The 11,092-nt window shown below is 57.6% G+C and carries 14 protein-coding genes; 4 read left to right on the top strand and 10 right to left on the bottom strand.

What is annotated here, in order from left to right; translation table 11 throughout:
* Window positions 1-771: 771 nt before the first annotated feature.
* On the bottom strand, window positions 772-1,710 hold the full coding sequence (locus ACIQ5B_RS03190; RefSeq protein WP_397597760.1) for an isopenicillin N synthase family dioxygenase: 939 nt from the start codon (window positions 1,708-1,710) through the stop codon (window positions 772-774).
* 47 nt (window positions 1,711-1,757) lie between these two features.
* On the opposite strand from ACIQ5B_RS03190, the gene ACIQ5B_RS03185 reads away from it, so the two are divergent.
* The 3 genes from ACIQ5B_RS03185 (at window position 1,758) to ACIQ5B_RS03175 (ending at window position 3,311) form a co-directional block, all read left to right on the top strand.
* On the top strand, window positions 1,758-2,171 hold the full coding sequence (locus ACIQ5B_RS03185) for an EVE domain-containing protein (RefSeq protein WP_397597757.1): 414 nt from the start codon (window positions 1,758-1,760) through the stop codon (window positions 2,169-2,171).
* Window positions 2,168-3,028 carry a RimK family alpha-L-glutamate ligase gene (locus ACIQ5B_RS03180; protein ID WP_397597756.1) on the top strand — a complete coding sequence of 287 codons (861 nt, stop codon included), beginning with the start codon at window positions 2,168-2,170 and terminating at the stop codon, window positions 3,026-3,028. The genes ACIQ5B_RS03185 and ACIQ5B_RS03180 overlap by 4 nt, the downstream gene beginning before the upstream one ends.
* Window positions 3,029-3,128: 100 nt before the next feature.
* On the top strand, window positions 3,129-3,311 hold the full coding sequence (locus ACIQ5B_RS03175; protein WP_397597755.1) for a CsbD family protein: 183 nt from the start codon (window positions 3,129-3,131) through the stop codon (window positions 3,309-3,311).
* Window positions 3,312-3,358: 47 nt separating this feature from the next.
* Here the strand turns inward: ACIQ5B_RS03175 and ACIQ5B_RS03170 are convergent, their stop codons facing one another.
* The 9 genes from ACIQ5B_RS03170 to ACIQ5B_RS03130 are packed head-to-tail and all read right to left on the bottom strand — an operon-like array spanning window position 3,359 to window position 10,105.
* A complete protein-coding gene (locus tag ACIQ5B_RS03170) occupies window positions 3,359-4,045 on the bottom strand; it encodes a glutathione S-transferase family protein (protein WP_397597754.1) in 687 nt (228 codons plus the stop codon).
* Window positions 4,046-4,089: 44 nt separating this feature from the next.
* Window positions 4,090-5,313, bottom strand: a complete 1,224-nt coding sequence (locus tag ACIQ5B_RS03165; protein WP_397597753.1) for a serine hydrolase domain-containing protein — start codon at window positions 5,311-5,313, stop codon at window positions 4,090-4,092.
* Window positions 5,314-5,321: 8 nt separating this feature from the next.
* Window positions 5,322-5,963, bottom strand: a complete 642-nt coding sequence (locus ACIQ5B_RS03160) for a CoA transferase subunit B (protein WP_397597752.1) — start codon at window positions 5,961-5,963, stop codon at window positions 5,322-5,324.
* A complete protein-coding gene (locus ACIQ5B_RS03155) occupies window positions 5,960-6,286 on the bottom strand; it encodes a DUF5076 domain-containing protein (protein ID WP_397597751.1) in 327 nt (108 codons plus the stop codon). The genes ACIQ5B_RS03160 and ACIQ5B_RS03155 overlap by 4 nt, the downstream gene beginning before the upstream one ends.
* Window positions 6,283-7,194: an HAD family acid phosphatase gene (locus ACIQ5B_RS03150; RefSeq protein WP_397597750.1), complete on the bottom strand. Its 912-nt coding sequence runs from the start codon at window positions 7,192-7,194 to the stop codon at window positions 6,283-6,285. The genes ACIQ5B_RS03155 and ACIQ5B_RS03150 overlap by 4 nt, the downstream gene beginning before the upstream one ends.
* On the bottom strand, window positions 7,191-7,901 hold the full coding sequence (locus tag ACIQ5B_RS03145; protein ID WP_397597749.1) for a CoA transferase subunit A: 711 nt from the start codon (window positions 7,899-7,901) through the stop codon (window positions 7,191-7,193). The genes ACIQ5B_RS03150 and ACIQ5B_RS03145 overlap by 4 nt, the downstream gene beginning before the upstream one ends.
* Before the next feature lie 40 nt (window positions 7,902-7,941).
* Entirely contained in the window at window positions 7,942-8,601 is a 660-nt protein-coding gene (locus tag ACIQ5B_RS03140) for an HAD-IA family hydrolase (protein ID WP_397597748.1), read from the bottom strand.
* Window positions 8,602-8,613: 12 nt separating this feature from the next.
* On the bottom strand, window positions 8,614-9,534 hold the full coding sequence (locus tag ACIQ5B_RS03135) for an SMP-30/gluconolactonase/LRE family protein (protein ID WP_397597759.1): 921 nt from the start codon (window positions 9,532-9,534) through the stop codon (window positions 8,614-8,616).
* A gap of 13 nt (window positions 9,535-9,547) precedes the next feature.
* Window positions 9,548-10,105, bottom strand: coding sequence for a GNAT family N-acetyltransferase (locus ACIQ5B_RS03130; protein ID WP_397597747.1), 558 nt, complete (start codon window positions 10,103-10,105; stop codon window positions 9,548-9,550).
* A gap of 139 nt (window positions 10,106-10,244) precedes the next feature.
* On the opposite strand from ACIQ5B_RS03130, the gene ACIQ5B_RS03125 reads away from it, so the two are divergent.
* On the top strand, window positions 10,245-11,051 hold the full coding sequence (locus ACIQ5B_RS03125; protein WP_397597746.1) for a universal stress protein: 807 nt from the start codon (window positions 10,245-10,247) through the stop codon (window positions 11,049-11,051).
* Window positions 11,052-11,092: the final 41 nt, after the last annotated feature.

The following is an 11,092-nucleotide window of genomic DNA, read 5'->3' as shown; positions in this document are numbered from 1 at the left end:
CCTATGGTTCCCTGATATTTACTACCAGAGGAGTAGGTGACCTATTTGTTGGCGACCGAACCGCGGAAACGCTTGCTTCCCGTCCGGTGAGAGGGCCTCTAAAGCGACTTCCGGATTCGGTCAACAGCCATTTGCAATTTTATTACAAAAAAAATGCATTCCCCCGGAATTTCGCGGATTTCCGTGGGTTGCGACGGGATAACTGGCGGACGGGACATAGGTTCCGTGGGGCTTGCGCGCGACTAAACACGCAGAATCAGGGGTAAATCGGAGAATCGGGAGCGCTTTATGGCCGATTCTCATGCTGTGTTTGGCACCGAACCCGATTGTTGCCGCCAGTTTGCCTGCAATCCACCTTCCCGAAAGTGTTCACGCAGAGACGCAGAGTACGCAGAGACACAGCCCAACCCCTCCGCGTGCTGCGCGGCGGGTCGGTGACGGTGAATGGCGGGCCCGATATGCGCATATTGCGCAGCGCGCTGCGGAGCGAGGATGAAAGCTGGCCCCGTGATGCGCGTGAATCCTCTCCATCGACTTGCGATGGGGAGGTGGATCGACCGGGCATCAGCACGGGCGAGACGGAGGGGCCATTACCGTTTCATGCCCCTCCGTCAGCCGTTGCTAGTCGCAACGCCCGCCACCTCCCCATCGCAAGTCGATGGGGAGGATGATTGCGGGACTGCTAAATTGACAGACTGGACAGTTACACCCCAGCCTTTGCGTGAATCTTGTCAATATAACGCGGGGCGGTGGCGATCTTTGGCGGCGGCCTTATGCCTTCAGCAAGCCAATCTCGATCAAACGTTCGCGCAGATAATCATCTGCGAGAATCGGGTCGGGATAGCGATTCGGGTTTTCGGCGCGCACGCATTGCGGCAGCGTGGCGATTGGGAAGTCAGACCGCAGATGCAGGAAGAATGGCATAGAGTAGCGGCTGAACCGCGAACGCTCGCCCGTCGGGTTGACCACACGGTGCGTCGTCGACGGCAGCATATGGTTGGTCAGCCGCTGCAACATGTCCCCCACATTGACCGCCAAACCTCCCTGAGGTGGCGAAACGTCCATCCAGCTGCCGTCGGGGCGCAGAATCTGCAGCCCGGCCTCTTCGGCACCCAGCAAGAGCGTTATCAAATTGATATCTTCATGCGCGCCGGCGCGGATGCAGCCTTCGGCGTCACCGGCGATTGGCGGGTAATGCAGCAGCCGCAGAATCGAATTGCCATCCTCAATCGTCGGATCGAACCAGTCTGCAGGCAAATCAAGATAGCGGGCGATCGAGGACAATATCCGCGCGCCGACCTTGTCCATTTCGGCAAAGAGCAACTGGAACGTCTCTTTAAACTCGGGCACATCTGGCCAAATGTTCGGCAACATCGATCCCGCCAACGGGCTGTCCGGCGCGACATCACGCCCGACGTGCCAGAATTCCTTCAGATCATGATAGTCCGCGCCCTTGGCAATTTCCGTTTTGAACGGGGTATAGCCGCGCTGGCCCGCAAGTGCGGTATCGAACCCCTTCATCTTTTCCGACTCAGACTGTTCGAACAGCTGCTTCGTCAGCGCCCAGGCCTTGGCCACCAGATCCGGATCAAGTCCATGATCGACAACGGTCGCAAAGCCATAGGTCTGGAACGAGCTACCAAGCTGCTGGCCAAGCGCGTCGGCATCGCCGCTGCGCAATGAGATAACGGGCATATGTGTCATGGACAGCGTGTTACTGCCTGCCTTAAAGGCTTGCCAGCGAAAAGGAGCGACAAGTGACAAAACAATTTTGGCTGATGAAGTCCGAACCCGACGTTTATAACTATGATGATTTGGTAGCCGAAGGCGAAGGCACCTGGGACGGCGTGCGCAACCATAGCGCGGCGATTAACCTGCGCACGATGAAGGTCGGCGACCAAGCTTTCTTCTACCACAGCAATATCGGGCTGGAGATTGTTGCCATCATCACGATCAGCCAAGAGCATTTCATCGACCCGACCGATGAAAAGGCCCGCTTTGTTGCGGTCAAGGTCAAGCCGTCACGCAAGCTTGCCCAATCGGTGACGCTCAAGGCCATAAAGGCAAACCCGAAACTGGCCGAAATGGAAATGCTGCGGCAATCGCGTCTGTCGGTCGCGCCCGTACGTGAATCCGAGTGGAAAGAGATATTGAAAATGGCGGGCGAATGACCGTGCCCAAGTTCGCGATTCTCGCCCCTGTCCCCGAATATGAAGAAAACTGGTCGCATATAAAGGCGGACTATACGCGGCTGTTGGGCGATCAGGCGACATTTATCGATTGGACCAAGGCGGACGACTTAAGCGGCTTTGATTTGATCACGCCATTATTGGCATGGGGATATCCGCGCGATTGCCCGCGCTGGTTTGCCCTGCTTGACCGGTTTGAGGCAGAGGGCATCCCCGTTTCCAATCCGGTCAGCATCTTGCGGTGGAACAGCGACAAATCCTATCTGGCAGAATTGGATGCCGCGGGCATACCGTCCGTACCGACTTTAGTAAGTGACGCGCTGGATGCCGCCGCGCTTGACCATGCCCGCGCCAATTTTGCCGTCGACACGCTCGTGGTTAAGCCACCTATTTCCGGCGGTGCCGACGGGACATTCCGGCTGACGCTTGGCGACGACATTCCCGATTCGGTCGCCGGACAACGCATGATGATTCAGCCTTATCTGCCGACGATTGCCGAAGAGGGCGAATATTCGCTCTTCTACTTTGGCGGCAATTTCAGTCACGCCATCATCAAGCGTCCAGCCGCAGGCGATTTCCGCGTGCAGGAACAATATGGCGGCTATGAAGCGGCGGTGGCACCGCCTGCCGCAGCGCAAGATTTGGCACAGCGCGCCTTCGCCGCGACCGCATCCATTACGGGCACGGGCACGCTGGCTTATGCCCGGGTCGACATATTGCGCGATGGCGATGGTGTGTTCCGTTTGATGGAGCTGGAGCTGATCGAACCCTCGCTTTTCCTGCGCTTTGCGCCCGACAATGGCGCCGCATTCGCTGAAGCGTTGCTGGCAACAGCCTAACGGGGGCGACGGCCGGAACCAAAAACGCTTGCGCCGATTTTAACTGATGTACTGGCCCGCAATTTCCGCGCGGCCAGACTACGCAGAAAGGATTTACGCTATGGGCGAAATGACAGACAAGGCCAAAGGCCTGGGCAATGAAATCGTAGGCAACATCAAGCAGGCTGCGGGCAAAGTCACACATAACCAGCACCTGAAAGACGAAGGCATAGCCCAAGAGCACAAGGGCGAAGCCCAAAATCTCAAAGGCTCGATCAAGGGCGTTGCCGGCGACAAGGTCTAATTCAAATTAGACAGCTAAATAAGGTCGCCCATTTTGGGCGGCCTTATTCATGCCTGACGGTAATCGGCGATGATCTCGCCGCAGGCCCGCAGTTCCGCTTCATGGCCAGCCTCGCGCCAGCTTTCGGTCAGCGCATCCTTCTCCCACGCAAGCATCGCGGGAAGCCCGAGCATATTGTCCACCCATTCTTGCCCGGCACGGCCAACATCAAGGCCATAAGTGCGCACGCGAAACGCGACTGGCGCGAAAAATGCGTCGACGGCGGTGAAATGCGGCCCCGCCAGAAACGGACCGCCAAAGCTGTCGAGGCCCTGCGCCCAAAGCTCGGCTATCCGGGCGACATCGCGCTCCAAGGCGGCGGACATGGGCTTTGGTTTTACGCGGACACCGACATTCATCGTGCAATCATTGCGTAAAGCAGAAAAGCCCCCGTGCATTTCGGTCACGGCGCATTGCGCCCATGCGCGTGCAGCAGGATCCTGCGGCCAGACACCTTCATGCCGGTCCGCCAAATATAAAGTGATGCCAAGCGAGTCCCAGACAGTCCGCGCGCCGTCCAACAGCACCGGCACTTGGCCCGTCGGCGAAAACGCGCGGAAGGCTTCGTAATTAATATCAGCCGTAAAAGGCTCGATGCGGTCTTCGAACGTTATGCCCAGCATCGTCATCAACACCCAAGGCCGCAAGCTCCAGCTGGAATAATTGCGATTCGCGGTGATCAGCGTGTAGGTCATTGGAAACGGCCTTTCCGGTGAAAATGGGTTCTTAGGCGCGCCAGCTAATCATCCAGTTCCAGCCAACGCGATTCTGTGCGCTGATGATAGCTGTCGAAAACGGCAAAAGGAATGCGGAAGGGCGTGCCCCAATTGCTGTTCCACATCGCAACAACGCCCGTGCGCGTTGCAGGTTCGAAAATCAGCGTTGCGCGATATCCATCGACCGCGCCCGAATGGCCAACAAACTGCCGCCCATCATAAGTGAAGCTGCGCCAGCCAAGCCCGTAATGGGTATCAGAATTCGCCTGCCGCAACTCTCCGCCATAGATTGGCGCCGTATTGACGCGCGGGGCCTGCGCCAATCGAAGCGTTGAAGCAGGCAACACATCAGGGCGCTCGCCCATCGTCGCCTGCAACCAGCGGGAGAAATCAACGATATTGCTTTCGACCCCCGCCGCAGCCGGCACGCGCCAATAGCTTTCCTTTAATGTGCGGACGCTGCTGCCATTATGTGGTCTGGCCCAATCCTTCGCACCCGTCAGTCCTGCCATGCCGTAATTCGCGCTGTTCATACCCAGCGGCAAAAAGAAACGCTCGCTGACCAGATCGGGATAGGACCGCTTACCCGCTTTGGCCAATATCTCACTGGCCGTATCGAACGCCAGATTCTGATAGGTGTGGCAGGTACCGGGCGTACATTGCAGCGGCGCTTCTGCCAGACTGGCGCGGATGACGCGCGGGTCCTGCCCATCCTCCAGCCTTTCATCATAGGCGTTTTTGGTGAGACCGGTCTGCTGCGTCAGCAACTGCGCAAAGCTGATCCGCGCCTCCGCGCCACCAGGCAAACGCAGCGAACTTTGCCAGCTCGACACCGGCTTTTCCAATTTAACCGCGCCTTCGCTCGCCATCGATGCGGCCAGCGTACCGGCGACGGTCTTGGAGACTGACGCCCAGCGGAACACCGTATTATTGGTAACAGGGACGCCGGTGGAACGGTCAACGACGCCATAGCTATGCACAAAGCGCAGCTCGCCGTCTTCAACGATCGCTACCGCGAGCCCAGCCATTTCAGAACGCTGCGTCAGCGCGGCAAATTGCTGGTCGAGTTTGCCATAATCGATCCGACCGCGCCATTCGTCTGGCTCGTCGGGCAGATTCGGGGGTGTCTTTGCCAATTTGCGCAGCACCGCCGCGACCTGGCTCGTCGCCGGCGCCGGGTTTAAAATATACCAACTGGCCAGGCCCAATGCAGAGGCTGCAATCAAGAATATAATAATACGCCGCATCGTACCGATTAAATCGCGACCTCATAATGTGCAGTCGTTTTGCCGGCGACTTCATCCACGGTGATTCCCGGCGCGACTTCAATCAACTTGAACGGGGATGATTTGTCGGGGCGTTGGAACACCGCCAAATCAGTGATGATCATGTCGACGACATTTTTACCCGTCAGCGGCAATGTGCATGCGGGGATGAACTTTGGCGAACCGTCCTTGGCATTATGCTCCATCACCACGATGATTTTCTTCACGCCAGCGACAAGATCCATTGCCCCGCCCATGCCCTTGATCATTTTGCCAGGGATCATCCAGTTCGCGATGTCGCCATTCTCCGCGACTTCCATCGCACCCAGCACGGTCAGGTCAATATGCCCGCCACGGATCATGGCGAAGCTGGCGGCGCTATCGAAATAGGCGGTCTGCGGCAGCTCGCTGATGGTTTGCTTGCCCGCATTGATAAGGTCGGCATCCTCCTCCCCAGCAAAGGGGAACGGGCCAATGCCCAACATACCATTTTCGGACTGAAGCGTTACTTCGACGCCATCCGGGATATGGTTGGCCACCAGCGTGGGGATGCCAATGCCCAGGTTCACATAATATCCGTCGCGCAATTCCTGTGCGGCGCGGGCGGCCATTTCGTCACGGGTCCAGCTCAATGTATCAATCCATCTTCATCGGTGGTGGGGTGTTCAGTCGGCAAATCGGTTGGGTTGGCACGCTCGGCGTCCACGCCCTCCCAAATCCGCGCCAAGGCTTCAGCCTCCGGTATTCCGGTGGCGCGGGCCCAGGTTTTGGCGCCGTGGCGAATACAATCGACCAAAGCGATGCCATAGCCCATGGGATCGCCGCCGACGGGAACGGGATTGATGAAGCAGGTCACTGGTCCGTCTTGCTTCGCCCAGACGCGCAAAAATTCCCGGCTGTCGCCAAGCATATCGGCATAAGGCACAAGGTCGATGGGGACTGGCTTACCGCTCATTTCGCCGGCTCCCATTTGGTGTCGGCCGTAAAGATTTCGTCATAGCCACCACGGATGGACGGGCCATAGACAGGGTTGGAGAACAGGAACCAGCCATTGCCCCACATGTCCGCAATCGCAGGATTGGTCGCCAGCTTCCGCCGGTCAGCGACGCTCAGGCCTTTGGCGTTAAAGGCTTGGACAAAGTCGCCAAGCTGATCGCCCGCCAGCGCTATCACGCAATATTTTGCGGCGATGGCAGCGCGCCTGCCATCTTTACTCGATCCGGTCGCGTCATCACCCATAAGATACAGCGTGTCTTTATGTTTGAATTCGCCAAGCCCTGCCATACGCAGCGTATCTTCCGTGCCTTTGGCGTTCGATGCTGTGCGATTGGTGTTCGCGATGATGGTCACGCCCGCATCGCGCATGATTTTCAGTGCGTCGATCGCGCCGGGCATGGCCAGTGCTTTACCAGCCCCGCTTTTTTCCCAAGCATTCCAGATCACCGGATCAAAATCCTTACCCTGTTCCGCCATGTAGCGCATGGCGCCTACGTTCCAGAGCAACGTTTCGTCGGCATCAAATACCGCGGCCAATGGCTTTGAACCGCAGCTTTCGAACCGGGGGGCGTCCGGGGTTGACCCATCTGCCAGCACCGTCTGCGATTTGATGGCACGGTTCAGGGCCTTTGCACGGACATATTGCGCCATTGCTTTATATAGCTGCGCCGACGCAATGCTGCCTTCAGCCGAACCATAAAGCCATTGCTGCCCCGTCGGTGGCGAAGCGGAGGTTGGCTTTTCGCCGATCTGGGTAGCAAGCGCGTCCTTGCTGAGCACGGGCGCAGCAACCTGCTGACCTTGCGCTGCGTAAGCGGCCAAAGGCAGCACCAACGCGGCAACGCTGACTACCAAACCCCGGATCATGCGCTTTCCCTTTCGCGGACGGTACGAAACTCGATTTTCTTGTCATAAGGCGCACCAACGATCATGCGCTGCACATAAACGCCGGGCAAATGGATGCAGTCGGGGTCGAGGCTGCCAACGGGCACCACTTCCTCCACCTCAACCACGCAGACCTTTCCGCAGGTGGCGGCAGGCAGGTTGAAGTTGCGGGCCGTCTTGCGGAAGACAAGGTTACCGCTTTCATCGGCTTTCCATGCCTTCACCAACGCGAGGTCAGCAAAAATACCGCGTTCAAGGATATATTCCTCACCGCCAAATTCTTTCACTTCCTTGTCCTCGGCCACTAAGGTGCCGACGCCCGTCTTGGTATAAAAACCGGGGATACCAGCGCCGCCAGCGCGCATCCGTTCGGCCAGCGTTCCTTGCGGGCAGAATTCGACCTCAAGCTCGCCCGCCAGATACTGCCGTTCAAACTCCTTATTCTCACCCACATAAGACGAGATCATTTTCTTCACCTGCTTGGTGCGCAGCAGCTTGCCAATGCCTTCATTGTCGATGCCGGCATTGTTGGACACAAAGGTCAGGCCAGTGACCCCGCTGTCGCGAACTGCGTCAAGCAATCGTTCGGGCAAGCCGCACAGGCCAAAGCCGCCGCTGGCAATCAATATGTCGTTTTTGAGCAGGCCGTCGAGCGCGGATGCTGCATCCGGGAAAAGTTTTTTCGCCATGAAGTGCTCCAATAGTTGGGAGAGACGGAACGGCTCCCGCCTAGACCTCAACAGGTGTGAAGGTCAACGCCAATAGCGCGCCCAATTCGCCGAGCGCCTGTGCGCCACTGGTGACCTTGATCGCAGCCATGCCCATCGCTGCTGCGGGTTTGCAGTTGATGCCAAGGTCATCAAGGTAGATGCATTGTGGCGGAGAAACGGCGAGCGCTTCACACATCATAATATAAATGCGGGGATCAGGTTTGCGGACGCCCGCCTTGCTCGATTCAATGATATGGTCGAACCGCTCCATTACCGCTGCCACCGCCGCCGCTTTTGCGTCGCTTACCGCCATGCCTGCGCCTTTGCCCGACGGCACATTGTTTGTAATGCACCCCAGCGCAAAGCCCAGCGATTTAAGTTGGTCGAGCGCCGCCACCATGTCTGGACGGATTTCGCCAGCGAGGCAGGCGATAACCGATGCACCGTCCAATGCATGCCCCAGTGCCTGCGCTTCGGCCGCAAACAGGGCGTCAAATTCACTTGCGCTACATTCGGCGCGTTCGAATTTGGCCCAGGCATTATTGTCCGGATTCACCGAATTCACCCGGCGCACGAAATCCTGGGGCAAGCCGCGTTCGGCCTCCATCCGATTAAATGCCTCAAACGGCGACGAAGTGATCACCCCACCAAAGTCAAAAATTACCGTATTAAATGTCATGCAAGGCCAGTCTCAATATTGCAGCTTAAGCCCCGGCCGCGCCCAACGGGTTTTAACGAGACGCCCACTGCCCGACAGACAGATATACGCGTCCATCATATCGTCACCGCCCCATGCAATGTTGGTGGTGAAGATATCATCGGTCGCGACAAATTCGACTAGATCGCCGTCCGGAGAAATCACGCTGATCCCGCACTCCCCAATCGTCGCGACGCAGATATTGCCGCTTGCTTCGATGCCAAGGCTGTCGAAAAATTTATACCCGGCTGGACGATATACGGGGATCCCCGGCCCACCCGGACCCGCATCCGGCGCAACTTTGCCTGGCGACGTGATGTTGAACTTCATCAACCGGCACGTGTAGGTTTCGGCGGCATATAATGTCTTGCCATCGGGCGACAGGCCAACGCCATTGGGGTTGTTCGACGGAAAGATAACCTCTTCCAAATGGCTGCCATCTGCCTTCGCATAAAAGATGCCGACGACATCATGGCTGCGTTTGGCATAATCGATCTTGCCATGGTCCGTGAACCAGAACCCGCCATGCGCATCAAAAACAATATCGTTCGGGCCACGCAGGCTGCAGCCAAAGTCACCCGATTTATAAAGTATCTCGACTGCGCCGGTATCGATATCGATGCGTTCGATCCGGCCGCCCGAATAATCCTGCGCAATGCCGTGCGGCGCTAAAAAGCCATTGGCTTCCATATATTCAAAGCCGCCATTGTTGCAGCAGTATAATTTGCCGTCAGGACCAAGCGCCAAGCCGTTGGGACCGCCGCCTGTCTTTGCGACGACGGACTTGCTACCGTCAGGCCGCACGCGCGTGATTTGCCCCTCGGCGATTTCGACCAAAATGACGCTGCCGTCGGGCATGACGACTGGGCCTTCCGGGAAGCGCAGGCCGTCGGCGACCAATTCAAACTCTGCCATCATCTTCTCTCCTTCATCCCGGCTCGCGCGCTGGCGCGGTCCGGTCTCCTTCTCCAAGCTCGGCCTGCATGTACACGCTGTCAAGCCAGCGGCCAAATTTCCGACCGACCGACCGCATCCGGCCGGCAAAAGTGAATCCCATTTTCGTATGTAGCGCCACCGACGCAGGCTCTCCGCCGCCGATCACCGCAATCATTTGACGGAAGCCACATGCGTGCGCCTCATCAAGCAGCCGGCGCATCAATGCGACACCGATCCCCTGCCCCACATGTTGGGTGCGCACATAAATCGAGTTTTCACAGGTAAACCCATAAGCGGGCCGGTCGCGGAATGCCGTGGCGTAGGCATAGCCCAATATCACCCCTTCGCGCTCGGCAACAAGGAACGGCCAGCCATGGGCCAAAATGTCCGCAATCTTCTGTTCGGTTTGCTCCAACGTACGCGGCACGGTGTCGAAACTGGCGGTGCCGTTCACAACATGATGCGCATAAATGTCGGCTATTGCTTGGGCATCGGTGATGCGCGCGCCCCGCACGATCACATCGTTCTTCGCTTGCCCCGCGTCATCCATCCGTCATCGCTGACATAATATATCGGCCTTTGGAAGCATTTTGCGGTGTTTGATATCGATCAAAGACTTTGCTCGGCATCGGCCTACACTCAATCGCATCAATCCGAGTCGGCCTATTCTGGCGTATGAAAAGGAACTGATGATGAAATCTATCATGGTACATGCTGGCGGAGACGCGGCCTTTGAAAGCCGGTTGCAGGCCGGGCTTGATCTTGCCCGCCGTTTCAACGGACATATGACGCTTGTCTTGCCTCGACCAACGCAGGATTATGTGGCGTTTGATATGTTCGGCGGTGCGCATTTCATTGCCGAAGCCTTTGATGCAGCCGAAACCGAACGCGGAAAGCTGTGCGCACGCACCGACGCGCATTTAAAAATGGAGGATGTGCCCTGGGATTGGCAGATATTTGACGGCACGACATCCGATGCATTGATTAACGCAGCGCGACTGGCGGACATATTGGTTATGTCGCTGGATGAAGCTGGCACACCCGGCACCGCGCGCGCATGGGTCAGCGATGTCGTCACAGCTTCGCGTACGCCCGTACTTGCGGTGCCTGCATCGACAAAGCGTATCGCGTGGGACCGCGCAATGGTGGCATATGACGGCGGATTTGAAGCAGCCAACGCGTTGCGCGCAGCATTGCCGTTGCTTCAGGCGGCAACGCATGTGCGGATTGCAGAGGTCGAAACCGTGCCCGAAGAATTCCCTGTCACCGACGCAGCAACCTATCTGTCGCGCCATGGCGTCCGCGCCGAAATAGCCGTCGCGGCAAAGGGTGATCAAAGCGTCGAGGAACGGTTGCTGAATGAAGTAAATGCGTGGCGACCCGATTTACTCGTCATGGGCGCCTATGGCCATGGGCGGTGGCGCGAAACCTTGTTTGGGGGCGTAACGCGGTTCATGCTGGGCGAATTGGGCATCCCTGTGTTGCTGGCGCACTAAACAAAGATTGGCTTTTGCCCTTTTTCCGTGCCAGCTATGGT

Origin of the sequence: Sphingorhabdus sp. (genome assembly GCF_044374345.1) — a bacterium.
Lineage (GTDB): Bacteria > Pseudomonadota > Alphaproteobacteria > Sphingomonadales > Sphingomonadaceae > Sphingorhabdus_B.
The sequence above is the reverse complement of the archived record's forward strand: the minus strand, read 5'-3'. Positions and strand labels throughout refer to the sequence as shown.

Excerpts from the sequence above, each read along its gene's own strand:
- ACIQ5B_RS03130 (WP_397597747.1), bottom strand. The coding sequence starts at position 10,105 with ATGGATGACGCGGGGCAAGCGAAGAACGATGTGATCGTGCGGGGCGCG.
- ACIQ5B_RS03150 (WP_397597750.1), bottom strand. The coding sequence starts at position 7,194 with ATGATCCGGGGTTTGGTAGTCAGCGTTGCCGCGTTGGTGCTGCCTTTG.
- ACIQ5B_RS03180 (WP_397597756.1), top strand. The coding sequence starts at position 2,168 with ATGACCGTGCCCAAGTTCGCGATTCTCGCCCCTGTCCCCGAATATGAA.
- ACIQ5B_RS03165 (WP_397597753.1), bottom strand. The coding sequence starts at position 5,313 with ATGCGGCGTATTATTATATTCTTGATTGCAGCCTCTGCATTGGGCCTG.
- ACIQ5B_RS03145 (WP_397597749.1), bottom strand. The coding sequence starts at position 7,901 with ATGGCGAAAAAACTTTTCCCGGATGCAGCATCCGCGCTCGACGGCCTG.
- ACIQ5B_RS03155 (WP_397597751.1), bottom strand. The coding sequence starts at position 6,286 with ATGAGCGGTAAGCCAGTCCCCATCGACCTTGTGCCTTATGCCGATATG.
- ACIQ5B_RS03135 (WP_397597759.1), bottom strand. The coding sequence starts at position 9,534 with ATGGCAGAGTTTGAATTGGTCGCCGACGGCCTGCGCTTCCCGGAAGGC.
- ACIQ5B_RS03140 (WP_397597748.1), bottom strand. The coding sequence starts at position 8,601 with ATGACATTTAATACGGTAATTTTTGACTTTGGTGGGGTGATCACTTCG.
- ACIQ5B_RS03175 (WP_397597755.1), top strand. The coding sequence starts at position 3,129 with ATGGGCGAAATGACAGACAAGGCCAAAGGCCTGGGCAATGAAATCGTA.
- ACIQ5B_RS03125 (WP_397597746.1), top strand. The coding sequence starts at position 10,245 with ATGATGAAATCTATCATGGTACATGCTGGCGGAGACGCGGCCTTTGAA.
- ACIQ5B_RS03170 (WP_397597754.1), bottom strand. The coding sequence starts at position 4,045 with ATGACCTACACGCTGATCACCGCGAATCGCAATTATTCCAGCTGGAGC.